The organism is Ruegeria sp. ABV3_008, assembly GCF_056161185.1.
Genome location: NZ_JBSWYP010000001.1, coordinates 395,288 through 418,427 on the forward strand (window position 1 = coordinate 395,288; position 23,140 = coordinate 418,427).

Consider the following 23,140-nt stretch of genomic DNA (forward strand, 5'->3'; position numbering starts at 1 on the left):
ATAGATTTGACCGGTCAAGAAATGGCGGCTCCGGGCGCGGTTCAGGACATCCGGAGCCGTAAGGGATCAGCCCAGCTGAACCAGCGCGTGGCGTTTCTTGCCTGCGCTCAGTTTGATCGGAGAGGACAACGCGCCTGCGTCAATCATCAGGCCTGCATCCGTCAACGGCGCGTCGTCCAGTTTGGCGCCGTTTTCCGATATCAGGCGCTTGGCCTCTTTCCCGGACTTGGCCAGACCGGATTTCACGATCAACTGCACGATCGACATGCCATCGCCCAGCTCATCCGCGCTGAGCGTGAGGGTCGGAAGGTCTCCGCCAACTCCGCCTTTTTCGAACACCTCGCGCGCGGTGGCCTCGGCTGTGGTAGCGGCTTCGGCACCATGCAGAAGGGTCGTGACCTCATTGGCGAGGCGGATTTTGGCTTCGTTGATCTCGGACCCCTGCAACGCGCCCATGCGGTCGCACTCATCGACTGAAAGCTCGGTGAAGATCTTCAGGAAGCGGCCTACATCGGCGTCAGTCGTGTTGCGCCAGAACTGCCAGAACTCATAGGGCGAAAGCATATCGCCGTTCAACCAGATCGCGCCGCCCTGCGATTTGCCCATCTTGCGGCCGTCGCTGGTGGTCAGCAGAGGCGTCGTCAGGCCGTAGATTTCCTGATCCAAGACGCGGCGGGTCAGGTCGATACCGTTGACGATGTTGCCCCACTGATCTGAACCGCCCATCTGCAGAACACAGCCATAGCGACGGTTCAGCTCAAGGAAGTCGTAGGCCTGCAGGATCATGTAGTTGAATTCGAGGAAGCTCAGCGATTGTTCGCGGTCCAGCCGGGATTTCACGGACTCGAAGGACAGCATTCGGTTGACCGAGAAATGCCGCCCGATATCGCGCAGGAAATCGAGGTAGTTCAGGCTGTCCAGCCATTCGGCATTGTTCAGCATCAGCGCGCCGGTCTCGCTGTCATCGTAGGACAGGTATTTCGAGAATACCTGCTTCATGCCTGCGATATTGGCGTCGATCTGTTCAGGGCCCAGCAGGGGGCGTTCGTCCGAGCGGAACGAGGGGTCGCCCACCTTGGTGGTGCCGCCGCCCATTAGGGTGATCGGCTTGTGGCCGGTCTTTTGCAGCCAACGCAGCACCATGATGTTCATCAGGTGGCCCACATGCAGCGACTGTGCAGTGGCGTCATAGCCGATATAAGCCGTCTGCACCCCGTCGATCAGCGCGTCGTCAAGGCCTTGATAATCGGTGCAGTCGGCGAGAAAGCCGCGCTCGATCATCGTGGCGATGAAATCCGATTTGGGGTGGTAGGTCATATCGTGCCCTCGGGGTTACTGTTGCGGGGCACTGTATAGGCGGCGGCGTGGGGAAGGGGAAGGTGCCTTTTGCGCTGAAAAACACCTCGGGCCAGCGTCGCATACATGGCGCTCGGGGCAGAATTCTTTGCGGCGTGGCCGCAAGGCGCTTGCCTTGCTTGCCATAGGCGGGGCAGGTTGGCGCCGTTGCACGCTCTGATTGTTCAGAAGGCAGGTGCAACGTCTGATACAGGCAGGAGGCAGCCGTGCGGCAGTCCAACAAAACAAACGGGCCGATCCGTGCGCTTGGGGCGATGTCAGGGACGTCAATGGATGGCGTGGATGCAGCCGTGGTCGAAACCGATGGTCACCGGATCTTCAGCTTTGGTGAAACCGGCTATCGCGCCTATTCGGAGGCCGAACGCGCAGTGATCCGGGCCGCCTTGGGGCAATGGCAAGGCCCCGATGTCGAGGTCGCGGCCGAGCTGGTGACCGTGGCCCATGCCGAGGCCCTTTCGGAATTCGAAGAGGTGGATTTGATCGGCTTTCACGGCCAGACCCTTGCGCATGAGCCGCGCGGGCGCGGCACCTTGCAGGTGGGCGATGGTGTCGGACTGGCGCAGGCGCTCGGCTTACCGGTTGTCTGGGACTTCCGCAGTGATGATGTGGCTTTGGGGGGCGAAGGCGCGCCTCTGGCCCCGTTCTTCCATTTCGCCTGTGCCAAATGGATCGATGCGCAGGAGCCGCTGTGTTTCCTGAACCTCGGCGGTGTCGGCAACCTGACCTATGTAGACCCGTGTTTTGATGGCCCCGAAGCGCCAGGGGCGTTGCTGGCGTTTGATACTGGTCCGGCAAATGCGCCTGTGGATGATCTGATGCAGGCCCGTCTGGGCCAGCCAATGGATCGCGACGGTGCAGTGGCCCGTGGCGGCACGGTGGAAACTGGTGCGCTTGAGCTGTTTCTGGCCGAGCCGTTCTTTGCGCGCATGCCGCCCAAATCTCTGGATCGAAACGACTTTGCCGAGATGGTGCGTCTGGTGCAGGAGTTGAGCGATGCGGACGCGGTCGCGACCCTGACCGCAATGTGTGCGGCGGGTGTGGCGCAGGGGATGCAGCACTGCCCGAAACCTCCGGCGCGCGTGCTGGTGACCGGCGGAGGGCGGCATAACCCCGTTCTGATGGAGATGCTGCGCGTTTCGTTGGATTGCCCGGTTGAGCCGGTTGAGGCCGTAGGGCTGGACGGCGATATGCTCGAAGCTCAGGCCTTCGCCTATCTTGCGGTCCGCGTGGCGCGGGGCTTGCCGACCTCATGCCCCGGAACGACGGGGGTGCAGGCCTTGGTGGGCGGTGGCATTGTCAGCCGTGTCTCGGTGGATCAGGCCAGCTAAGCTGGAAACTCGGACCAAGTGGTTCAAAAGCGGGCATAAATGTGCGACGCTTGTGTAAACTTGTTTCAACAAAGGTCTTGTTTCATGGCGACAAAAGCGGAACTGGAAGCCGAACTTGAGGCGCTGCGGGCTCGCAACGCGAAGTTGGAGGAGAGCGCGGAGGCGGGCGCGGAAGAAAAGGCCTCGACCAAAACGAGCGATGAGATTCGGCGGTTGCTGAAGGAGCATGGCGTTGATCTATCCGGGGCCGAGGCCATGGGTGAGGACGTCGTTGCCGAGTTTGGACGTTTGCAGAAGGACTATCCGATTACAGTTCTGCTGATTGCATTCTCGCTTGGGTATGTGGTCGGTCGGGCCAGCAGATAGAGAGGGTTAGATGAGCAGACTTAGCAGAAATCTTGTAACGATCTATCGCACGGAGCGCCTGATCGCGCGTCGTCGTCTTGCGGTCATGCAGCAACAGACGATCCTGATGGTGCTGGCAGGTATCGCGGCACTGGCCGGTCTTGTCGCGTTGAATGTTGCCATCTTTTTCGCGCTGGAAACGTTGATGTCTTCCGCCGGTGCGGCTGGCCTGTTGGCGGCTGGGAACCTGCTTTTGGCGGCGCTGCTGGTTCTGTTGGCGCGACGGACCAGTGTCGAGAATGAGATCGCCCCGGCGGTAGAAGTACGCGACATGGCAATCGCGGACGTTGAAGACGAGATGGAAGAGATGGCCACCGAGGCGCGGGAGGTGGTCCAGGCGGTCAAGAGTATCGGGGCAAATCCGCTGGGATCTTTGCCGGCGTTGCTGGTGCCTATATTGACTGCGCTCTTGAAGAACCGGGCCGAGAAATAGGGGCATGCGGGGTTGGGGGCGCTTCCAAGCCGCCGATTGCATTTTTGTTCCTACTCGCTCGCACTTGTCAATTGTGGCGAGATGCCTTGGCGCTCCTGCGCCTAGCTGAGTGCTAAGGCTATAACCGCGCTACCAAGCCAATGTGTTCAGGATAATTGGATGGCGCGGATGGCTCCATAGCCGCCATCCATCGATATGACGGATTGCTGCGTTCGCATTCCCCCTTGCAGGCATTCGAATTGCGTCAGACTATCCGCAGCGCTGGTTCCTGAAATACAGCAAAAAAATGTAGCATTTTATCAGAATACTTTTACCTTATGGTCAAATTTGGGGGAAGATGAATGCTCGACATCATCATTAGACAAGCCCAACTGCCGGATGGCCGAGGGCCGTTGGATATTGCGATCAAGGGTGACCGCGTCGCAGAAATTGCCCCCAAGATCGAGGCTGAGGCGGGCGACGTCATTAACGCGACAGGGCGCTTGATTTCGCCCCCGTTTACCGACCCGCACTTCCATATGGACGCGACCTTGAGCCTTGGAACGCCCCGCATGAATGTCTCGGGCACACTATTGGAAGGCATCGCGCTTTGGGGCGAATTGAAGCCCCTGCTGACACCCGATGCAGTAATTGAACGCGCCATGCGATATTGCGACCTTGCCGTATCGCAGGGATTGCTGGCCATCCGTTCGCATGTGGATGTTTCATCCACACCTTTGGTTGGCGTCGAAGCGCTGTTGGAGGTCCGCAAGCAGTTCGCTCCCTATATTGATCTGCAATTGGTAGCATTCCCGCAAGATGGCCTTTACCGCGCGGAGAATGCAGAAAAAAACTTGATCCAAGCCCTTGATATGGGTGTCGATGTAGTGGGCGGCATCCCGCATTTTGAGCGTACAATGTCGGAAGGTGCCCGGTCGGTCAGAAGACTGGCCGAGATAGCGGCGGACCGAGGCCTGATGCTGGATTTGCATTGCGATGAAAGCGACGATCCAATGTCGCGCCACGTGGAAACCTTAGCCTATGAGACCACGCGCCTTAGGCTTGGCGGGCGGGTAACTGCAAGTCATGTCACCGCGATGCACTCTTATGACAACTACTATGCATCGAAGCTCATACCGCTAATCGCAGAAAGTGGCATGAACGTAGTGCCCAATCCTCTCATCAATATCACGCTGCAAGGCCGTTCGGATACCTATCCGCGTCGTCGGGGGCTGACCCGAGTGCCAGAGCTGCGCGCGGCGGGTGTAAATGTCGCCTTCGGGCAGGATTGCACGATGGACCCGTGGTATTCGCTTGGCTCCGCCGACATGTTGGAGGTGGCTCACATGGGCGTGCATGCCGTGCCGATGACATCCCGCGAGGCGATGGAGTGGGCGTTTACATCCGTGACTCAGAATGGTGCCAAAACAATGGGCTTGCCCGACCCGACGATCCGTAAAGGCGGCGCTGCCAATATGGTTGTGCTGCAAGCGAAGGACCCGATTGAAGCAGTTCGCATGAAAGCCACCCGGCTTGCCGTTATCAAAAACGGAAAGGTGTTGGCCCGCACGGAACCACGAATGGCCGCGCTTTCTTTGCCTGGCCGTCCCACGACCCTGGATCCAGCAGATTACGCGCCCAGGCCAAATACTTAGGAAGCTCAATAACAAGAAGAATTGTCACCAACAGAAGAGGATCTACCAATGAAACTCACCACAACCCGCCGTCAACTGATGGTCGGCGCTGCGGCCACGCTGGCCCTGCCGGCTTATATCCGTCGCGTGAATGCGCAATCTGCGATCCGCGTCGCCGGCGTGCACATGTCTCCGGTCGAAAATGCGTGGAACAGCCGCATTCACCTGGCGATGCAGGAAGCCGCCGGCGCTGGCCTTATAGAGTATGAGTTTTCAGAAGGAGTAGCTCCGACCGACTATCCCCGCGCGATGCGCGAATATGCCGAGGGAGGTGCGCAAATCATCTGGGGTGAATCTTATGCTGTGGAGCGTGAAGCACGCGAAGTGGCGGGTGACTACCCCGACACCGCGTTTCTGATGGGGTCTTCCGGTGGGCCAGAAGGTGACAATTTCGGTGTCTTTGGCACGCGCAACCACGAGGCAGCCTATCTGGCCGGTATGCTCGCGGGTCAAATGTCCGAAAGCAATGTCTATGGCTCGGTCGGTGGTTATCCGATCCCCGAGGTGAACCTGTTGATCAATGCTTTCCGCATGGGCGTAAGCGAAGTGAACCCAGACGCCACCTTCGTCAACGGCTTTATCGGTGCATGGTTCGATCCGGCCCGCGCGCAGGAAGCTGCGATTGCCCAGATCGATGCGGGCGCGGACATACTGTTTGGTGAGCGCATTGGCACTGCGGATGCGGCCCAAGCGCGAGGTGTAAAGGCCATCGGTTCGCTCATCGACTATACTCCACGCTACCCGGGCACGGTTTTTGCCAATGCGATCTGGAATTACGGCCCCACAATCGAGGCCATAGTGGCGGATGTTCAGGCCGGTAATCCAACAGGTCGTAACTACACGGAATATTCCTTTATGGCTCATGGCGGCAATGAACTGATCTATGTCGCCGATGAAGTGCCTGCCGACGCCATCCCGGGGATGGAGGCCAAACAGGCCGCGATTCAATCCGGTGAATGGGACGTTCCGATTGATGAAAGCGAGCCCTCCTGATCAAGAAGGCCTTGACGTGACCGATGCCACGGCTCTTGCAGCTGCCATAACGGCAGGGCAGATCTCTGCCTGTGAACTGATGGAATCCAGCCTTGCCGCCTGCCACGCACGGGTGGATTTGGGGGCCGTGGTATATCTGGACGAAGAAATGGCCCGCGATGGGGCAAAGGTGGCAGACGCTTTGCCACCAGACCAGCGCGGGCGATTTCATGGGGTTCCGTTTTTGGCGAAAGACCTCGGCGGGTTCGCAAAAGGGCTACCTGCGGCGGCAGGATCCGCGGCAATCCGTGCGCGATGTCATAGACCCGAAAGCGACAGCCACCTGCTACAACGTCTTCGCCGAACCGGCCTGACCCCTTTCGGCTTGACCGCAACACCGCCCTTTGGCCTTTCACTGACATGCGAACCGGATGGCATGGCTGTGACCCGTAATCCATGGAACCCCGCACTGACACCCGGTGGTTCGTCCGGCGGCGCCGCAGCTGCGGTTGCAGCTGGTATTGTTGCAATTGCTCATGCCACGGATGCAGCCGGGTCAATCAGGGTTCCGGCTGCGTGCTGCGGCTTGACCGGACTCAAGCCTTCTCGTGGCGCGGTGCCCGGAGGCCCTAATTTTGCCAATCACCTGATGGGCATAGCGTCTGAGTTGGTCCTTGCGCGGTCGGTCCGCGATGTGAAGACCGCCTTTGACGCGGTAGCTCAGCCCTTGGCACCGGTATATCTGCCAGAACGCCCCCGCGTCGCATTGGCATTGCCGGAGCGTTGCGGTGCCGACCAGTGCAAGGCCGCGAAAAGTGCTGCCGACGCGCTGCGCGATGCAGGCTGTGAGGTGTGCGATATTCCTGCCCCCGACCAACTTGGGGATGAGGCTCACGCAATCGCCCGAGCCATACTCGCTGTTTCCTTGGCCGAGTGGCTGACTGCGCTCAGGATAACTGATGATGAGATTCCACCACTTGCCGCAGCCATGGCCGCCGAGGGCCGTGCGACGTCCGCCACGGCGCTTTTTGCGGCCTCGCGACAACTCGCACGTCTGACAAATCGATCTCGCAAGCTTTTTAAGTCTGCCGATGCTGTCCTGATGCCGATCCTCTCGTCTGCGCCGCCCTATGTAGGCGCTTTGGATTTGTCCGGCTCCTCCCCAGTCGATCACATGGCGCAGCTCGAGGCTTTTGCCCCGAACGCCGCATTGGCAAATGTGGCGGGCTTATCAGCTTTAGCGCTTCCTTTTGGCATGGCAAATGGTCTTCCACTCGGCGTTCAGTTGATTGGTCCCCCCGGCTCGGATTTAGCGCTTTTGGAACTTGGCGCACGTATCGAAGCCCGCGCGCCCGCAATTCCTTTTCCACACCCAATCGCAGGCCTGACCACATGAACAAGGTTCTGGAACTAAACGGCATAACCAAGCATTTCGGAACACTCACCGCCAATGATGATGTGACCCTCACACTAGAAAAAGGTGAAATTCTTGCTCTTCTGGGCGAAAATGGTGCGGGTAAGACCACGCTAATGAATATCATGTTCGGCCATTACGCAGCCGACGAAGGCTCGGTCAGGGTGTTTGGCAAAGAGCTGCCCCCGGGTCAACCACGCGCAGCGATCGAGGTGGGTGTGGGAATGGTACACCAACACTTCACGCTTGCGGGCAACCTCACGGTTCTTGAAAACGTAATGCTGGGCTCCGAACCGCTGACGCGCACGCGTTCCGCTCGTGGTGAGGCACGCAAGAAACTGTTGCAGATTTCAGAGCGGTTCGGCCTGCCTGTAAACCCAGAGGCCAAGGTTCGTTCGCTATCTGTTGGTGAACGACAAAGAGTCGAGACTCTGAAAGCGCTCTATCGCGACGCGCGTATTTTGATATTGGATGAACCGACTGCGGTTCTGGCCCGGCCCGAGGCGATGCGCCTGTTCGAGACGCTGCGCGATATGACGAAAGAAGGCCTCTCACTTATCTTCATCAGCCACAAGCTGCATGAGGTTATGGCGGCCTCTGACCGTGTGGCGGTGCTTCGTGGTGGCAGGATGGTCGCGGAACGCAGAACACCCGAAACCACACCAGAAGAGTTGGCGGAACTGATGGTTGGCCGCAAGGTGGAGCGTCCCATACGTCAAGACCATAAGATTGGAGCGCCAGTCCTGATCGCAAAGGATGTGAGCGTGGAAGAAGACGGTGAATTGCGGCTGGATGATGTGTCCTTCGCTGTCCATGCCGGTGAAATCCTTGGTATCGTTGGCGTTTCAGGCAATGGTCAGTCCTCCCTCGGAGCGCTGCTGTCAGGATTGGCACACCCGAGTGTGGGTCAGTTAACACTTTTGGACGAAGATATCGGCCATCTGGGTCCGCGCGGCCTGATCCGCGCGGGGGCAGGCAGGGTGCCTGAAGATCGGCATGCAGAAGGCGTTGTGGGCGAATTGAGTTTGTGGGAGAACGCGGTGTTTGAGCGCTTGCGCACGCCGGAATTTTCGCACCGCGGCTTTGTTCGACAACGCGCCGCCCGGGATTACACTGCGGGGCTGATCGAACGTTTTGATATCCGCGGCGCCAGCCCCGACACGCGAACGAGGCTGCTGTCCGGCGGCAATATGCAAAAGCTTATCCTTGGCCGGGTTCTAACCAATGGGCCGCGCTTTGTGCTCGCAAACCAGCCAACGCGTGGTCTTGATGAAGGGGCAATTGCTTCGGTTCATGCCGAGCTTTTGGCAGCACGGGCCGAAGGTGCCGCAATCCTGCTCATCTCAGAAGAATTGGAAGAAGCTGTGGCCCTGTCAGACCGAATACAGGCCATCGTAAAAGGTCGCTTGTCAGAACCGATATCGGCGGATGAAGCCGACCCACAACGCCTTGGCCTGATGATGGCAGGTGTCTGGAAGGAAAATGACGATGCGGCTTGAACGACGCTCACATGTGCCGCTGCACCTCGTGATCATTGCACCACTGGCCGCGATCTTTGCTGCATTGCTTTTGGCCGCAGGTCTCATCGCTGCTGCTGACGTGAATCCGCTAGCAGCGTATGGTGAAATGGTGAATGGCGCATTCGGCTCGCGCCTTTCGATCGCCGAGATGCTGACCCGCGCCACTCCTCTTATACTTACGGGGCTTGCTGCAGCTGTAGCCTTCCGAGCGCGGCTTTGGAACATCGGGGGCGAGGGACAGTTCTTTGTTGGGGCGCTAATCACCGCTTGGATCGGTCATTCACTCGGGGTTCCAGGGTGGATAGGTATTCCGATCTTGATGTTGGCAGGCATGGCGGCAGGCGCGGCCCTGTTGGCAGGGCCTGCCTTTCTACGCTTGCGTTTCGGCGTAGATGAGGTGGTGACAACCCTGCTGCTCAACTTCATCGTGATCCTTTTCGTTGGCCTCATGATTGAGGGTCCTATGCGCGATCCGCTGGCCTTTGGGTGGCCCTCTTCGGTTCCTGTAGACGGGGATTATCGCCTTCCGGATTTGATCCCCCGTACACGTCTCCATATCGGGCTGCTTGTTGCTATTGCTGCAGCAGGTGCTGTTTGGCTGATCCTTGCCCGCACTGTTTTTGGTGCTGAAACACGCGCCGCAGGTTTAAATGCCAGCGCTGCTGCTTTTGCGGGAATTTCTCTGCCCAAGACGATCATGGGTGTGGCCCTGCTTTCGGGCGCGCTGGCTGGGCTTGCCGGGTCTGTCGAAGTCATGGGCGTCACTGCGGGGGTCACCACCACCATGAGCCCCGGATTTGGTTATGCAGGCATTGTGGTCGCCATGCTCGCCGCTTTGCATCCGGCCGGAGTGGTCGCCGCCGCTGTTTTCGTCGCCACCGTCTTTGTCGGCGCCGACGCCATGAGCCGTGCGACGGGTGTTCCCAGTTTCATTGCTGATGTGATTGTGGCGCTGTGCCTGCTCACCATGATCGTGGCCCTTCTTTTCACAACTTACCGGGTGCGCCGATGAGTGATGCAATTGATCTGCTGCTGAATACCAGTCTTTGGGCTTCCGTGCTGCGTATTGCGACACCGCTCATATTTGGTGTTCTTGGTGCGTTGCTGTGCGAACGTTCGGGCGTGCTCAATCTGGGAATCGAGGGGATCATGACCATAGGGGCGATGAGCGGTTGGCTTGTCGTCTACATGGGCGCGCCATTGCTTGCAGGCCTCATTTTTGCGGCGTTTTGCGGCGCGGTGATGGGATTGCTTCATGCCATGCTGACAGTTCCACTAGGGCTTTCGCAACACGTCTCAGGGCTGGGCATAACGCTTTTTGCATCCGCTTTGGCCTACTACCTGTACAGGTTGCTTGTTGAGGTGGGAGATCTGCCCCCTACGATCGAGGCTTTTAAGCCGCTCGATATCCCGGTCCTGTCAGATCTTCCCGTTTTGGGACCGATCCTTTTTAACCAAGCTTTGCCGACCTATCTGGCGCTCGCTGCGGTGGCTGTGATGGCCTATGTTCTTGCCCGCACGCCGTTGGGGTTGGCCATTCGTATGACCGGAGAGAACCCTCATGCGGTTGAGGCGCAGGGGCTGAACCCGATCCGAATACGTATGGGCGCAGTTGTTGTCGGGTCGGCTTTGATGGCGGTGGGCGGGGCCTTCCTGACCACAACGGCGTTCAACAGCTTTTTCCCGGGCATGGTGCAAGGTCGCGGTTGGATCTGCATTGCATTGGTAGTCTTCGCCGGCTGGCGTCCCGGTAAGGCTCTGATTGGCGCCATGTTGTTCGCTTTCTTCGATGCCTACCAACTACGATTGCAGACAACGGTTGAAGGTGTGCCATATCAGTTGTTCCTTATGGCGCCGTATGTACTTTCGATCGTTGCGCTCGTCCTTGTCGCCCGCAGAGCCGAAGTCCCCGCGGCGTTGATGGCACCCTACCGACGCGGCGAACGTTAGTGGCATAGGTTCGAACGTTTTGGCCAGGAAACGATAAACTCATCAAAAAATCAGCTACTCGACCAGACAACGAAGTGCTAGGCACAAGACCTAAATCACAATCCGGAATTCTCTGCAGAATATCTGTTTTCTCGCTCTTCGGCGTCATTCACTCGCGCAGATTGAAATCCGATCTAAGAATCACTTGAATGCCTGCCTCCGGCTGTTCGAGCTGACAAGCTCGCGCACGCGGCGAATGGCCGGTTTCCGCCCTTTTTTTATGAATGCTGCCCTGACCGCATTGGTCGCCTTTGGGATCGAACCAGACCTTAGATGCGGCTGACGTCAACGGCAGCTTTGGGTCGATTTTGACGTTCGCGCTTGGCCTATGCCCCAGAGATTACAACCGGGAGTGATAACTTCTCGAGTACAACTGACAGAAAAACTATAGAAGGGGCTAAAGGCTCTCCCCCGCCGCGCTTTGCGCGGCTCCCCCGGGATATTTTTAGCCATGTGAAGTTCGGATCCCTTGTTCTATCGGCTGCGAGGGATGTCGAAACCGGGGACGGCGAGGTCGAAACCTTCGAATTCGAAACCGGGAGAGACGGTGCAGCTGACCAGAGTATAGTCTCCGGTCGTTCGGGCGGCTTGCCAGTGGTTTTCAGGAACAATCAGTTGCGGTGCGCCTTGGGGCAGGTTGGGGGTGAGAAGATGATCGGTGGAGGGGCCTTGGTCGGTTTCACTGATCGATAGCACCAGAGGCGCGCCTGCGTGGTAGAGCCAGATCTCGGTGGCATCGACGCGGTGCCAGTGGCTGGGTGCCTCGGCCTCGAGCAGGAAATAGATGCAGGTTCCCGTGGCTCGGCCTTTGTTTTGCGCGCGCCATGTCTCGCGGTACCAGCCGCCTTCGGGATGTTTTTGCAGGTTCAGGTAGTCGATGATCTCTTGCGCGGTCATGTTTAGCCTTTTGGGTTTTTGCGCGATTATGCATGGGTTCGCGCGATCCGCTATGGCAATCATCGCCTAAGGTCATATGTTTGCGCCATGACCCTTACAATCCCCTTTGATAACTCCTACGCCCGTTTGCCGGATGCCTTTTACACGCGGCAGTCTCCGGTCCCTGTGAAAGAGCCTCAGTTGATCGCGTTCAACGAGGCTTTGGCGCGGATTTTGCGCATCTCACCCGGAGATGTCACGGAGATGGCACAGGCCTTTGCAGGCAATACGATACCCGACGGGGCAGAGCCTTTGGCGCAGCTTTATTCGGGGCATCAGTTCGGAACCTATAATCCACAGCTTGGGGATGGCCGAGCGGTTTTGCTGGGCGAGACCGTGGGCGAAGACGGGATTCGCCGTGACATTCAGCTCAAAGGCTCGGGCCGGACGCCTTATTCGCGGCAAGGTGATGGGCGGGCATGGCTGGGGCCGGTGTTGCGAGAGTATGTGGTCTCAGAAGCGATGCATGCTCTGGGCATTCCGACCACGCGGGCTTTGGCCGCTGTTGAAACAGGTGAAGCCGTTTACCGCGAAGGGCCGATGCCCGGGGCGGTTTTGACCCGAGTGGCGCAGAGCCATTTGCGCGTTGGAACATTTCAGGTCTTTGCCGGGCGCAGGCAGGTCGAAAGTCTGAAGCAATTAACCGACTATGCCATCCAGCGCCACTACCCCGAGGCTGAAGGGCCTATGGGGCTGTTGCGGGCGGTTCGTGATGCGCAGGTAAAGCTGATCGCGGCGTGGATGAGCGTTGGGTTCATTCACGGGGTGATGAATACGGACAATTCCTCGATCGCAGGGGAGACCATCGACTATGGTCCTTGCGCCTTTATGGACAGCTATCATCCGAATACGGTCTTCAGCTCGATCGACCGGATGGGGCGTTATGCCTATTCCAACCAGCCCGAAATCGCGGTGTGGAATCTTGCGCAACTGGCAACGGCCTTGATCCAGCAATACGATGACCCTCAGAACGGTGTCGAAAAGGCGACTGAGATCGTACACGCCATGCCCGATCTGCTGCAGCAGGAGTGGTTGAGCCGCTTCCGTGCCAAGCTGGGTTTGACGCGTGAGGAGGAGGGCGATCTTGAGCTGATCACCGACCTGTTGAAGCGTATGGCGGAGGAGCAGGCGGATTTCACCAACACGTTCCGGGCGCTGGGCGGTGAGACCGCGCGGGATCAGTTCACGAATCCAGAGGCCTTTGATGGCTGGGCTGAGGGTTGGCAGGACCGCATGTCGCGCGAAGCGGACCCGGAAGGGGTGATGGCAGCGGCAAACCCAGCGTTCATTCCGCGCAACCACCGCATTGAGCAAATGATCGAAGCTGCGGTGAAGGGGGATTATGCGCCATTCCATCGTTTGAACGATGTGTTGTCACGCCCCTTTGCGGATCAGCCCGAGAATGTCGACCTAACACGGCCCCCCAGTGCAAATGAAGTGGTTCACGCCACGTTCTGCGGAACCTGATTGCGGCCTAGCAGTTCGAATTGCAGGCAGGTCTCGGACATGTCGATGGGCAGGGTCGGGGAGATCAGGCCACTATCGGCCAGCATGACCGACTCACGCTTCAGTTGGATTTCGCGTCCGGTTTCGGATTTGACGTAAGTGCCTGAGGTGCTGCGATCTGTCAGGATCAGCTTACCCGCTTTCATGGCAAGGACCGCATGCAAGCGCGAGATCCAGGGCTGCGGTAGCACCACATCGCAGTCAGGCGCGCGGCCAATCTTGAACTCTCCGTTGCCGAGACAGCGCCAGACGCGGTCCTCATGGCGCAGGATCAGGGTCAGACCTTCGCGGGGCTGCCAGTTCTCCTCGGTGCGGCCAAAACTCTGCGGCAGGCGCGTCTGCGAGATAGAGTCGGATTCGGGGTGGATCAGGGAATAGGCCGTCTGAGGCTCGGTCAGCCCCTTCAGGCTGAGCTGGCCCAGAGGTGTCAGCGTGCGCCGAAGATCAGCGGGCAGCAAGACGGCGATCCCCTGGCTGAAACAGGCCTCGCCCGGATTAGCGGCTGTGGCAAAGCGCGCTGTCACGTTGACGGCCTCGCCATAGATGCCGCGCTTGCCTATCACGATGGGGCCGCAATGCACGCCGACATGAACCGACAGCGGCGTATGTGTCGAAGGCTCAATCAGTTTCAGGGCTGCATTGTAGGCCGAGCTGGGGTTCTCGAAATAGCTGAGAACATCGTCGCCCTTTTGCCCGACCGGAATGCCGCCGAACTCCTGCAGGACGGAACGCAACCGGTCAATCTCAAGTTGGATCAGGCGCTGGGCTTCGTCATCGCCCACCGCCTTGTAGAGCGGCGTACTGCCCACGATATCGGCAATGATCATCGTGGCGAATGTGGATTCAACGTCCAAGGGCGAGTTTCCTTTTTGCGGCAGTTTAACCCCGCTTGATTTCGTGTAAACTTATTTAATGTAATGCTCATAAACCTTTGAGGGAACGCGCTGAGAATTGCAACACCGCGCCCATTCCAAAGGTTCCAAATCGGTGCCGTTGACTCTGAAAAGCGATATGAAAATACCCTCGGTTCTGCGGCTTGCCAGCTACAATATCCAGAAGTGTGTCGGCCTTGATCTCCGGCGTCAGCCACAGCGCATCCTTCAGGTTCTCGAAGGAATGCGCGCCGATATTGTCGTGTTGCAGGAGGCAGATAAACGGCTGCCGCCACGGCCTGCCGCGTTGCCGCAGTTCATGTTGGATGAGGCCGGATGGCAGATCGTCGATCTGGGCGGGGCGGGCAGTTTGGGATGGCACGGAAATGCGGTGATCTGGCGGGGTGATGCGATCTCGGTCCGTCAGACTGGGCATCACGAATTGCCGGGGTTCGAGCCGCGCGGCGCTGTACGGGTTGAGTTCGATACCCCCATCGGGCCGCTCAGGGTGATGGGCATGCATCTGGGTCTGCTGTCCGCCTCGCGTCGACGGCAGATCACCCATATACGCCAATTCGGTGCCGATCTGGAGGATATGCCCACAGTCTGGGCCGGGGATTTTAACGAATGGTCGCGCTCACCTGTGTTGGACAACCTCGTGCCCGAGATGCGGTTTTTGCCTCCAATCCCCAGCTTTCCCGCCGCCCAGCCCTTGGGCGCTTTGGACCGGATTGCCCTTGGGCAGGGGGTCGAGGTGCATGCGCATGGCGTGCATGAGGATCGCCCGGCGCATATCGCCTCGGACCATCTACCGATCTGGGCCGATCTGCGCCGTGACGGATGATCTGCGCAGGCATGACGAATTCTTGTGGCGCGGCGCGTGCGGACATACTAAGACAGACACCCGAATAGTTTCTGAGGGGCATCATGCCGGATACGATCATTTCGCGTTGTGAGGCCAAAGGCCTTCGCATGACCGGCCAGCGGCGCACCATTGCGCAGGTTCTCGAGGAGAGCGCGGACCACCCAGATGTCGAAGAACTCTACGCCCGCGCGTCCGCTTTGGATTCGGGTATCTCGATCGCAACGGTCTACCGCACGGTGAAACTATTCGAAGAGGCTGGCATTCTGGAGCGTCTGGAATTCGGCGATGGCCGCGCCCGATATGAAGATGCGGAGAGGGATCATCATGATCACCTGATCGACATGCAATCGGGGGAAGTGATCGAATTCGTCGACCCCGAGATCGAAGCGCTGCAGGAAAAGATCGCGGAAAAATTGGGCTATCGCCTGAAGGGGCACCGGCTGGAGCTGTATGGTGTTCCCATCAAGCCCGAGTGATACATCACCAAACGCGATGGGTGGCAACAAGACAATTCATCGCTCGCGATGTGATAGGTCTTGATTTAACGCAATACATACGGTTTTGCTGAAGTGAGAAGGCGGCAATTGGTGCCGCCCGTTTCTTTACGGACAGACCCATGAACAACGTCAACGGCATTTTGCTGGTCATTGCATCTATGGCAGCTTTCACGCTTGAGGACGTGTTCATCAAGCAGCTGACGTCATCAATAATGCCTGGCCAGATTCTGGTCATGCTGGGGCTGGTCTGTTCTGTCGTATTTCTGGTCATGGCCATCGCGACCCGCAAACGGATATTTGTACCTGAGGCGTGGCAGCTTTTACCAATGATCCGCGCTATGTCCGAAGCCGTCGCTGCGGTAGCCTTTGTGACGGCGCTGGCCCTTGTGGACCTTTCGACCGTCGCGGCCGTGTTTCAGGCGATGCCGCTTGCAGTCACCATGGGGGCGGCGCTGTTTCTGGGTGAACAGGTCGGTTGGCGACGCTGGAGCGCGATTGGTGTTGGTTTTATCGGGGTGCTGATGATCATCCGACCCGGGCTTGAAGGGTTCCGCCCGGAATCCCTTTATGTCGTGGCTGCAGTCATCGGCGTGGCGGCGCGCGATCTGATAACACGGCGGTTGGACAGCAAGGTCTCGTCGGCGGTGGTGTCCTTGCAGGCCTATCTGGCCTTGGCTGTCGGCGGTGCAGCCTTGATGATCATGAGCGGCCATCCACTGGAAGCCATGCAAAGCGCTGAGGTCTGGCCTTTTGCCGGAGCGGCCTTTTTCGGTGTTCTGGGCTACTATGCGATCGTGATTGCAATGCGTGTCGGCGAAGCCTCGGCTGTCACGCCGTTTCGCTACACGCGGCTGTTGTTCTCGATCCTTGCGGGTGTCCTGGTCTTTGGCGAACGTCCAGACTTGATGACACTGGCTGGGGCGTCCCTGATCATCGGCTCGGGCCTGTATACCTTTCTACGCGAACGCAAATTGGCGCGCGCAATGGCCTTGGCCGCCGCGTAGCCCTGTTGGCGCAAACATGACGTTGTTAGCCCTAAAGGGCCGAGAATATACGTGTTAGCGATAACGGAAATGGTTTACTTTTGGTTTCGTGCTGCTATGACGCGTGCAACGGAATGCAGCCACAGGGACCGCCCTCATGAGTACCATCATCGACATTCACGCACGCGAAATCCTGGACAGCAGGGGCAACCCGACGGTCGAGGTAGACGTGATTCTGGAAGACGGCACAATGGGCCGCGCGGCTGTGCCCTCGGGTGCCTCCACCGGCGCCTATGAGGCGGTTGAAAAACGCGACGGTGACAAGGCGCGTTACATGGGCAAGGGCGTGCTCGAGGCCGTTGCTGCCGTCAACGGTGAGATCGCTGAGGAACTGGTGGGTTTTGATACGACCGAACAGGTCGCCATCGACCAGGCTATGATTGAACTAGACGGCACCGAGAACAAGGGTCGTCTGGGCGCAAACGCCATTCTGGGTGTTTCGCTTGCAGCGGCCAAGGCGGCAGCGGATTTCACCACGCAGCCTCTGTACCGCTATGTCGGCGGTACCTCGGCCCGCGTCCTGCCGGTTCCGATGATGAACATCATCAACGGGGGCGAGCACGCCGACAACCCAATCGACATTCAGGAATTCATGATCATGCCGACCTCGGCCGCGAATATTCGCGAGGCGGTTCGCATGGGCTCCGAGGTGTTCCACACACTCAAGCGTGAGCTGTCGGCTGCCGGTCTGGCCACCGGAGTGGGCGACGAAGGTGGCTTTGCCCCCAACATCGCGTCGACCCGTGAGGCATTGGATTTCATCCTGCAGGCGGTCGAAAAAGCAGGCTACAAACCGGGTGAGGAAATTCACCTCGCGCTGGATTGCGCCGCGACCGAATACTTCAAGGACGGCAAATATGTGCTGGCGGGTGAGAATATCTCGCTGACCTCAGAGGAAAACGCCGAGTATCTGGCGACCTTGGTCAAAGACTATCCGATCATCTCGATCGAAGACGGCATGTCCGAAGACGACTGGGATGGCTGGAAAGCACTGACCGACGCGATCGGTGACAAGGTTCAGCTGGTCGGCGACGACCTTTTCGTTACCAACCCGGAACGTCTGGCCGAAGGGATCGAGCGTGGTTGCGCCAACTCGATGTTGGTCAAGGTGAACCAAATCGGATCGCTGACCGAGACACTACGCGCCGTCGATATGGCCCACCGCGCGCGTTATACCAACGTGATGTCGCATCGCTCAGGCGAGACCGAGGACTCCACCATTGCCGATCTGGCCGTGGCGACCAATTGCGGTCAGATCAAGACCGGCTCGCTGGCGCGCTCGGACCGGTTGGCCAAGTATAACCAGCTGATCCGTATCGAAGAATCGCTGGGTGAAGTTGCGGAATACGCGGGAGCATCGATCCTGAAACGGTGATTTCAAACCCGTTTCTGAGCACTGCAAGAAGCCCTCTTTCCACGGAAAGAGGGTCTTTTTGATAGCAATAGGACTATTGCGACAGTGAATATCTCTGGCTAAGAGAATTCGCCTTATTTGCAGGTAATTAGCGACCTATCGGATGTTATGTGTGAACTTAATCACACAGCGCTCACGGTTTCGTGTTCTATACTGAAGTCATTACAGAAAGGAGCACACCATGACTGGTTCGAAATTCCTTCTCGTAGCGACAGTTCTCAGCACTGTATTTCTGGCGGCCTGTGCGGGGCCGGGGACCTATCCGATCACTGGGCAAAAGGTCTCCTCCGACGATCCGGTGCAGGAGATGTACTATAACCCGAATGTGGTTTTCCGGGGCGAGTCGCGCTAGAGCGCTTTGCTCATCAGCATGTAGCGCTCGCGTGGTTTGAAGCCGGTGCGCAGATATAGTTTCTGCGTCGCCTCATGCGTGCGGTCGACTTCAAGGTGCAGGGCGGTCAGCCCTGCCTCGGCCAGGGCCTTGGGCAGTTCCAGCAGGACCTCGGTCGCGATGCCTCGTCCACGAACGGCGGGGCGGATGTAGATTTCGTCCACGAACCCATCCATGCCGCCAAACTCAACCGACCAGCCGAAGGTCAGGATGATATAGCCCAAAGGCGCGCGGCCCGGGCCGATCAGGTAGATGCAGCCATGGGGGATGCCCTCGAGCAGAGGCATCAGCGCCTCGCGCCGTTGGTCGGCGTCCTGTGCGATCCCCTGTTCGGCATGGAACGCAGAGACCAACCCCATCAGGCGGTCCAGATCTTCGGGGCGAGCCAGTCTTAAAGCGGCGGTCATAGGCGGGCCAGCCTTTCCGTGAGGAGGGTGAAGAACCCTTGGGCGTCCACGTCGCCCATGAACATAGCATTCGGTTTTCGGTCTGTTACACGCCACCAGTCAGCGACTGTCATGCCCAGCGTCAATTCTGACTTGGTTTCGATCTCAACATTAATGTGGCGACCCGAGAACAGTTCTGGCCGAATCAAATAGGCGGTAACGCAGGGATCGTGCAAAGGTGCGCCTTCCGAGCCGTACTTTTCCTTGTCAAAGCGCTCAAAGAAATCGGTCATTTCCGCAACTGCGTGACCGACCTTACTATCCAGCGATCTGAATGCGTCATTGCGATGCGGTGTAACCAAAGCGTCATGGGTCACATCAAGAGGCATGACGACAATATGAGCGCCAGATTTAAACACGATATCAGCAGCTTCCGGGTCGACATAAATGTTGAACTCCGCGGCTGGCGTGATGTTCCCGACCTCGAAATAGGCACCACCCATCAGCACGATTTCCTGCACCCGGCCGACGATATCGGGGGCCTTCTGGAAGGCGGTCGCGATGTTTGTTAGTGGCCCCAGCGGGCAGAGCGTGACTGTCCCAGGCTCATGCGTGCGCAGGGTTTCGATGATGAAATCGACCGCGTGGCCCTCGGTCAAAGGCATTTCGGGATCGGGAAGCACAGGCCCGTCGAGCCCAGTTTTACCGTGCACATGTTCAGCGGTGACCAAAGGCCGGTTCAAGGGGCGATCGCATCCGGCGTAGACGGGGATACCAGTGTGACCGGCTAATTCACAGACAATCCGCGCGTTCTTGGCGGTCAGTTCAAGAGGCACATTTCCGGCGACGGCAGTGATGCCCAGCACCTCGATCTCTTCGGGGCTGGCGAGCGCCAGAAGAATGGCGACGGCGTCGTCCTGACCGGGGTCGGTGTCGATGATGATCTTGCGGGGCATTGGAGTCTCCGGGGGGCGTGAAGGTCGGACAGTCGCAAGTGTCACGCGACTTGTCCACCTGATTCAGGCTCCAACTGGCGGGAGTTTGCCATTGGCGCGATGTTCCTCGGTCTTCACCTCATCCCACAGCGCATCCATCTCGGCCAGATCGCTTTGTGAGGGGGTTTTGCCGCGCGCGGCCAGGCGGGCCTCAACCTGCTCAAATCGGCGGGTAAACTTGGCGTTAGTGCGGCGCAGGGCAGCCTCGGGCTCGATCCCCAGATGGCGCCCGAGATTGACCATCACGAACAGCAGATCGCCGAATTCATCTTCGAGCGCGTCTGCGTCCTTGGCGTTGCGGGCCTCTTCCAACTCGGCGGCTTCCTCGGTGATCTTGGCGAGGACATGGCTGGCATCAGGCCAGTCAAAGCCCACACGCGCGGCTCGTTTCTGCAGCTTGTGCGCCCGCAGCAGGGCGGGCAGGTTGGCGGCCACACCGTCCAGCGCACCTTTCTGTTCTTTGCCCGCGCGTTCGGCAGCCTTGATGGCTTCCCAATCCTTGGTTTGCTGGTCGGCGGACTTTTCACGAGATTCGTCGCCGAACACATGCGGGTGACGGCTTACCATCTTGTCCGACATGGTGCGGACCACGTCCTGAAAGGTGAAATGCCCCGCTTCCTCAGCCATTTGCGCGTGGAAGACGGATTGGAAGAGAAGGTCGCCCAGCTCTCCCTTCAGCTCATCATAGGCCTGCCGTTCGATGGCGTCGGCGACCTCATAGGCTTCCTCGATTGTGTAGGGGGCGATGGTGGCGAAATCCTGTTCGATGTCCCACGGACACCCGCTTTGCGGGTCGCGCAAACGGCGCATGATTTCCAGCAGGCGCTCGATACCCGCATCGCTGTCATGGATCAGAGGATTTTCAGCCATTGCGAACCCTTTCGTTCCGGTGTCAGATGCATCCATTCCGCAGTCCCGATCAGGAGTCCACCCCAGATGCCCGTCGTCAACCGAATTGCCGATTTTGCCGCCGATATGGCCAAGTGGCGCCAGCACTTGCACACGATCCCTGAACTGGAGTTCGAATGCTATGAGACAGCCGCCTTCGTGGCCGAGCGTCTACGGGAGTTCGGCGTGGATGAGCTGCACGAAGGCATTGCCAAGACCGGGATGGTGGCGATCATCAATGGACAGGGCGAAGGACCGACCATCGGGTTGCGGGCCGATATGGACGCGCTGCCGATCCCCGAGGAGACGGGCGTTGAATATGCCTCGAAGAACCCGGGCAAGATGCATGCGTGCGGGCATGACGGGCATACCACGATGCTGTTAGGGGCTGCGCGTTATCTGGCCGAGACGCGGAATTTCGCAGGCCGTGTGGCGCTGATCTTTCAACCGGCCGAAGAAGAAGGCGGCGGCGCGGATGTGATGGTGCAGGAAGGCATCATGGACCGGTTCGACATCTCTCAGGTCTATGGCATTCACAATGATCCGGGAAACCCCGAGGGCGCCTTCTACACGACCGCCGGACCTCTGATGGCCGCTGTGGATACGTTCGAGATCCACGTGCAAGGGCAGGGCGGCCACGGAGCTTTGCCACACCAGACAAAGGACCCGGTCATGGCGGCCTGCGGGATTGCGCAGGCGATCCAGACGATTGTCAGCCGGAACCACTATGCGGTGCAGGATCTGGTGATTTCCGTCACGCAGATTCACGCCGGAACGGTGAACAATGTGATTCCGGACACGGCTTACCTGAACGGCACCGTGCGCACGTTTGACCCAACTGTTCAGAAGATGGTGATGGAGAGGATGGAGCAGATCGTGGCAGGGCAAGCGGCCTCGTACGGGGTTGAGGCGACGCTGGACTATCAGATCGGCTATCCGGCGACGATCAATGACGCCGAGAAAACGGCCTTTGCCGCGGACGTGGCGCGCGAGGTCTCTGGCGACGACCGCGTTGTCGACAATATGGGCCGCGACATGGGGGCCGAGGATTTCTCATACATGCTGCAGGCGCGTCCGGGGGCTTATCTGTTTCTGGGTCAGGGTGAGGGCGCCGGGCTGCACCACCCGAAATACAACTTCAACGATGATATCGCACCGGTCGGGGCCTCGTTCTTTGCCCGGATCGTGGAAAAGGCGCAGCCGCTGGGCTGAAGGGACAAGACATGGCACTGGAAGACGCAAAGCATCAGGTCGATGAGGCCTTTACCAACCCCGACCTCAAGGGCCTGTCCTATGAGAACACGTTCGGCGGCGCGACCTCGTTCCTACGGCGGCTTTACACCAAGGATCTGAAGGGCGTCGATATCGCTGTCACCGGCGTACCCTTTGACCAAGCGGTAACGAACCGCCCCGGCACAAGGCTCGGCCCCCGCGCAATCCGCGAGGCAAGCGCCCTGCAATCCCCCGATGCACCATACGGTTGGCCCTTTGACGCGCTGAGCGAGCTGGCGATCGTTGACTATGGCGATATGGCCTATGACTACGCCAATATTCCGGCCTTTCCCGACACGCTGACCGATCATATCCGCACGATTCTGGCGGCTGATGTGGCCTCGGTCACCTTGGGTGGGGATCACTATATCAGCTTTCCGATCCTGAAAGCTTATGCCGAGAAATACGGCCCGATGTCCTTGCTGCAATTCGATGCGCATACGGATACCTGGGCGGACGATGATATGTCCCGCGTCGATCATGGAACCATGTTCTACAAAGCGGTGAAATCGGGGATCGTGGACCCGAAACGCTCGGTTCAGGTTGGTATCCGCACCAGCAACGAGGATACGTTGGGCGTCAACATCATCGACGCGCGCGAGGTCTACGAAGCCGGCCCCGCCGCCGTGGCGCAGAAGATCAAATCCATACTCGGCGACCGCCCCGTCTATCTAAGCTTCGATATCGACGGCCTGGACCCAGCCTTTGCGCCGGGGACCGGGACGCCGGTTTGGGGCGGTTTGTCCTCGATTCAGGCGCAGATCATTCTGCGCGACATCGCCGGGATCAACATCAAGGGCGGAGATGTGGTCGAGGTCTCTCCGCCCTATGACACCTCCGGCGCGACGGCGATTGCAGGCGCGCATGTGGCCACGCAGATCATCTGTCTGCTGGGGTGGAACCGGCTGATGGCCGAGAAAAAGTAAACGGGGATCGAAGCGCGTTAACCAATGGTTAGCCAAGTTTCCGGTATGTGTTGAGAAAC

23 protein-coding genes are annotated in these 23,140 nt (G+C 58.8%); 17 read left to right on the plus strand and 6 right to left on the minus strand.

What is annotated here, in order from left to right; genetic code table 11:
- Positions 1-66 precede the first annotated feature (66 nt).
- The gene (gene tyrS / locus ACXAH8_RS01975; RefSeq protein WP_475215627.1) at positions 67-1,317 is read right to left on the minus strand and encodes a tyrosine--tRNA ligase; all 1,251 of its coding nucleotides are present in this window, start codon (positions 1,315-1,317) and stop codon (positions 67-69) included.
- 245 nt (positions 1,318-1,562) lie between these two features.
- Here tyrS and ACXAH8_RS01980 point away from each other — a divergent pair, with 245 nt between their 5' ends.
- The 9 genes from ACXAH8_RS01980 to ACXAH8_RS02020 all read left to right on the plus strand — a co-directional run bounded on the left by ACXAH8_RS01980 (position 1,563) and on the right by ACXAH8_RS02020 (position 11,051).
- A complete protein-coding gene (locus ACXAH8_RS01980; RefSeq protein WP_475215629.1) occupies positions 1,563-2,684 on the plus strand; it encodes an anhydro-N-acetylmuramic acid kinase in 1,122 nt (373 codons plus the stop codon).
- Positions 2,685-2,768: 84 nt separating this feature from the next.
- Complete coding sequence (locus tag ACXAH8_RS01985) at positions 2,769-3,050, plus strand: hypothetical protein (protein WP_170466452.1); 282 nt, start codon at positions 2,769-2,771, stop codon at positions 3,048-3,050.
- Positions 3,051-3,060: 10 nt separating this feature from the next.
- Entirely contained in the window at positions 3,061-3,522 is a 462-nt protein-coding gene (locus tag ACXAH8_RS01990; protein WP_475215631.1) for a hypothetical protein, read from the plus strand.
- A 341-nt stretch (positions 3,523-3,863) separates the two neighbouring features.
- Positions 3,864-5,156: an amidohydrolase family protein gene (locus ACXAH8_RS01995; RefSeq protein ID WP_475215633.1), complete on the plus strand. Its 1,293-nt coding sequence runs from the start codon at positions 3,864-3,866 to the stop codon at positions 5,154-5,156.
- Between the two features lie 48 nt (positions 5,157-5,204).
- Positions 5,205-6,188 (plus strand): BMP family protein, encoded by a 984-nt coding sequence (locus ACXAH8_RS02000; protein ID WP_475215635.1) that lies wholly within the window; start codon positions 5,205-5,207, stop codon positions 6,186-6,188.
- 16 nt (positions 6,189-6,204) lie between these two features.
- Positions 6,205-7,563 (plus strand): amidase, encoded by a 1,359-nt coding sequence (locus tag ACXAH8_RS02005; RefSeq protein WP_475215637.1) that lies wholly within the window; start codon positions 6,205-6,207, stop codon positions 7,561-7,563.
- The gene (locus tag ACXAH8_RS02010; protein WP_475215638.1) at positions 7,560-9,080 is read left to right on the plus strand and encodes an ABC transporter ATP-binding protein; all 1,521 of its coding nucleotides are present in this window, start codon (positions 7,560-7,562) and stop codon (positions 9,078-9,080) included. The genes ACXAH8_RS02005 and ACXAH8_RS02010 overlap by 4 nt, the downstream gene beginning before the upstream one ends.
- Positions 9,070-10,113, plus strand: coding sequence for an ABC transporter permease (locus ACXAH8_RS02015; protein ID WP_475215642.1), 1,044 nt, complete (start codon positions 9,070-9,072; stop codon positions 10,111-10,113). The genes ACXAH8_RS02010 and ACXAH8_RS02015 overlap by 11 nt, the downstream gene beginning before the upstream one ends.
- Positions 10,110-11,051, plus strand: coding sequence for an ABC transporter permease (locus tag ACXAH8_RS02020; protein WP_475215644.1), 942 nt, complete (start codon positions 10,110-10,112; stop codon positions 11,049-11,051). Before ACXAH8_RS02015 ends, ACXAH8_RS02020 begins: the two co-directional genes overlap by 4 nt.
- A 513-nt stretch (positions 11,052-11,564) precedes the next feature.
- Here ACXAH8_RS02020 and ACXAH8_RS02025 read toward each other — a convergent pair.
- Entirely contained in the window at positions 11,565-11,987 is a 423-nt protein-coding gene (locus ACXAH8_RS02025; RefSeq protein ID WP_475215646.1) for a cupin domain-containing protein, read from the minus strand.
- Between the two features lie 87 nt (positions 11,988-12,074).
- Here ACXAH8_RS02025 and ACXAH8_RS02030 point away from each other — a divergent pair, with 87 nt between their 5' ends.
- Positions 12,075-13,493, plus strand: coding sequence for a protein adenylyltransferase SelO (locus ACXAH8_RS02030; RefSeq protein ID WP_475215648.1), 1,419 nt, complete (start codon positions 12,075-12,077; stop codon positions 13,491-13,493).
- On the opposite strand, the gene ACXAH8_RS02035 is transcribed toward ACXAH8_RS02030, so the two are convergent.
- Entirely contained in the window at positions 13,469-14,386 is a 918-nt protein-coding gene (locus ACXAH8_RS02035) for an adenylate/guanylate cyclase domain-containing protein (RefSeq protein ID WP_475215650.1), read from the minus strand. The genes ACXAH8_RS02030 and ACXAH8_RS02035 overlap by 25 nt on opposite strands.
- Before the next feature lie 157 nt (positions 14,387-14,543).
- Here ACXAH8_RS02035 and ACXAH8_RS02040 point away from each other — a divergent pair, with 157 nt between their 5' ends.
- From ACXAH8_RS02040 to ACXAH8_RS02060, 5 genes are all read left to right on the plus strand, one after another.
- A complete protein-coding gene (locus ACXAH8_RS02040; protein WP_475215652.1) occupies positions 14,544-15,248 on the plus strand; it encodes an endonuclease/exonuclease/phosphatase family protein in 705 nt (234 codons plus the stop codon).
- An 83-nt stretch (positions 15,249-15,331) separates the two neighbouring features.
- On the plus strand, positions 15,332-15,745 hold the full coding sequence (locus ACXAH8_RS02045; protein WP_170373928.1) for a Fur family transcriptional regulator: 414 nt from the start codon (positions 15,332-15,334) through the stop codon (positions 15,743-15,745).
- A 140-nt stretch (positions 15,746-15,885) separates the two neighbouring features.
- A complete protein-coding gene (locus tag ACXAH8_RS02050) occupies positions 15,886-16,770 on the plus strand; it encodes a DMT family transporter (protein WP_475215654.1) in 885 nt (294 codons plus the stop codon).
- A 136-nt stretch (positions 16,771-16,906) separates the two neighbouring features.
- Positions 16,907-18,184 (plus strand): phosphopyruvate hydratase, encoded by a 1,278-nt coding sequence (eno, locus tag ACXAH8_RS02055; RefSeq protein ID WP_475215656.1) that lies wholly within the window; start codon positions 16,907-16,909, stop codon positions 18,182-18,184.
- Positions 18,185-18,404: 220 nt separating this feature from the next.
- Positions 18,405-18,575 carry a hypothetical protein gene (locus tag ACXAH8_RS02060; protein WP_170466505.1) on the plus strand — a complete coding sequence of 57 codons (171 nt, stop codon included), beginning with the start codon at positions 18,405-18,407 and terminating at the stop codon, positions 18,573-18,575.
- Here the strand turns inward: ACXAH8_RS02060 and ACXAH8_RS02065 are convergent.
- The 3 genes from ACXAH8_RS02065 to mazG form a co-directional block, all read right to left on the minus strand.
- Positions 18,572-19,021: a GNAT family N-acetyltransferase gene (locus ACXAH8_RS02065; RefSeq protein WP_170659736.1), complete on the minus strand. Its 450-nt coding sequence runs from the start codon at positions 19,019-19,021 to the stop codon at positions 18,572-18,574. The two genes, ACXAH8_RS02060 and ACXAH8_RS02065, sit on opposite strands and share 4 nt — an antisense overlap.
- On the minus strand, positions 19,018-19,956 hold the full coding sequence (locus ACXAH8_RS02070) for a nucleoside hydrolase (protein ID WP_475215659.1): 939 nt from the start codon (positions 19,954-19,956) through the stop codon (positions 19,018-19,020). The genes ACXAH8_RS02065 and ACXAH8_RS02070 overlap by 4 nt, the downstream gene beginning before the upstream one ends.
- Positions 19,957-20,019: 63 nt before the next feature.
- The gene (mazG, locus tag ACXAH8_RS02075) at positions 20,020-20,865 is read right to left on the minus strand and encodes a nucleoside triphosphate pyrophosphohydrolase (protein ID WP_475216263.1); all 846 of its coding nucleotides are present in this window, start codon (positions 20,863-20,865) and stop codon (positions 20,020-20,022) included.
- A gap of 66 nt (positions 20,866-20,931) precedes the next feature.
- On the opposite strand from mazG, the gene ACXAH8_RS02080 reads away from it, so the two are divergent.
- Positions 20,932-22,095, plus strand: a complete 1,164-nt coding sequence (locus ACXAH8_RS02080) for a M20 aminoacylase family protein (RefSeq protein WP_475215661.1) — start codon at positions 20,932-20,934, stop codon at positions 22,093-22,095.
- An 11-nt stretch (positions 22,096-22,106) separates the two neighbouring features.
- A complete protein-coding gene (speB, locus tag ACXAH8_RS02085; RefSeq protein WP_475215663.1) occupies positions 22,107-23,081 on the plus strand; it encodes an agmatinase in 975 nt (324 codons plus the stop codon).
- Positions 23,082-23,140: the final 59 nt, after the last annotated feature.

What these genes read in the sequence shown, in the direction of transcription:
- tyrS (WP_475215627.1), bottom strand. Translation starts at nt 1,317, where the DNA reads ATGACCTACCACCCCAAATCGGATTTCATCGCCACGATGATCGAGCGC.
- ACXAH8_RS01985 (WP_170466452.1), top strand. Translation starts at nt 2,769, where the DNA reads ATGGCGACAAAAGCGGAACTGGAAGCCGAACTTGAGGCGCTGCGGGCT.
- ACXAH8_RS01990 (WP_475215631.1), top strand. Translation starts at nt 3,061, where the DNA reads ATGAGCAGACTTAGCAGAAATCTTGTAACGATCTATCGCACGGAGCGC.
- ACXAH8_RS01995 (WP_475215633.1), top strand. Translation starts at nt 3,864, where the DNA reads ATGCTCGACATCATCATTAGACAAGCCCAACTGCCGGATGGCCGAGGG.
- ACXAH8_RS02000 (WP_475215635.1), top strand. Translation starts at nt 5,205, where the DNA reads ATGAAACTCACCACAACCCGCCGTCAACTGATGGTCGGCGCTGCGGCC.
- ACXAH8_RS02010 (WP_475215638.1), top strand. Translation starts at nt 7,560, where the DNA reads ATGAACAAGGTTCTGGAACTAAACGGCATAACCAAGCATTTCGGAACA.
- ACXAH8_RS02015 (WP_475215642.1), top strand. Translation starts at nt 9,070, where the DNA reads ATGCGGCTTGAACGACGCTCACATGTGCCGCTGCACCTCGTGATCATT.
- ACXAH8_RS02020 (WP_475215644.1), top strand. Translation starts at nt 10,110, where the DNA reads ATGAGTGATGCAATTGATCTGCTGCTGAATACCAGTCTTTGGGCTTCC.
- ACXAH8_RS02025 (WP_475215646.1), bottom strand. Translation starts at nt 11,987, where the DNA reads ATGACCGCGCAAGAGATCATCGACTACCTGAACCTGCAAAAACATCCC.
- ACXAH8_RS02030 (WP_475215648.1), top strand. Translation starts at nt 12,075, where the DNA reads ATGACCCTTACAATCCCCTTTGATAACTCCTACGCCCGTTTGCCGGAT.
- ACXAH8_RS02040 (WP_475215652.1), top strand. Translation starts at nt 14,544, where the DNA reads ATGAAAATACCCTCGGTTCTGCGGCTTGCCAGCTACAATATCCAGAAG.
- ACXAH8_RS02045 (WP_170373928.1), top strand. Translation starts at nt 15,332, where the DNA reads ATGCCGGATACGATCATTTCGCGTTGTGAGGCCAAAGGCCTTCGCATG.
- ACXAH8_RS02050 (WP_475215654.1), top strand. Translation starts at nt 15,886, where the DNA reads ATGAACAACGTCAACGGCATTTTGCTGGTCATTGCATCTATGGCAGCT.
- eno (WP_475215656.1), top strand. Translation starts at nt 16,907, where the DNA reads ATGAGTACCATCATCGACATTCACGCACGCGAAATCCTGGACAGCAGG.
- ACXAH8_RS02060 (WP_170466505.1), top strand. Translation starts at nt 18,405, where the DNA reads ATGACTGGTTCGAAATTCCTTCTCGTAGCGACAGTTCTCAGCACTGTA.
- ACXAH8_RS02065 (WP_170659736.1), bottom strand. Translation starts at nt 19,021, where the DNA reads ATGACCGCCGCTTTAAGACTGGCTCGCCCCGAAGATCTGGACCGCCTG.
- ACXAH8_RS02070 (WP_475215659.1), bottom strand. Translation starts at nt 19,956, where the DNA reads ATGCCCCGCAAGATCATCATCGACACCGACCCCGGTCAGGACGACGCC.
- mazG (WP_475216263.1), bottom strand. Translation starts at nt 20,865, where the DNA reads ATGGCTGAAAATCCTCTGATCCATGACAGCGATGCGGGTATCGAGCGC.
- ACXAH8_RS02080 (WP_475215661.1), top strand. Translation starts at nt 20,932, where the DNA reads ATGCCCGTCGTCAACCGAATTGCCGATTTTGCCGCCGATATGGCCAAG.
- speB (WP_475215663.1), top strand. Translation starts at nt 22,107, where the DNA reads ATGGCACTGGAAGACGCAAAGCATCAGGTCGATGAGGCCTTTACCAAC.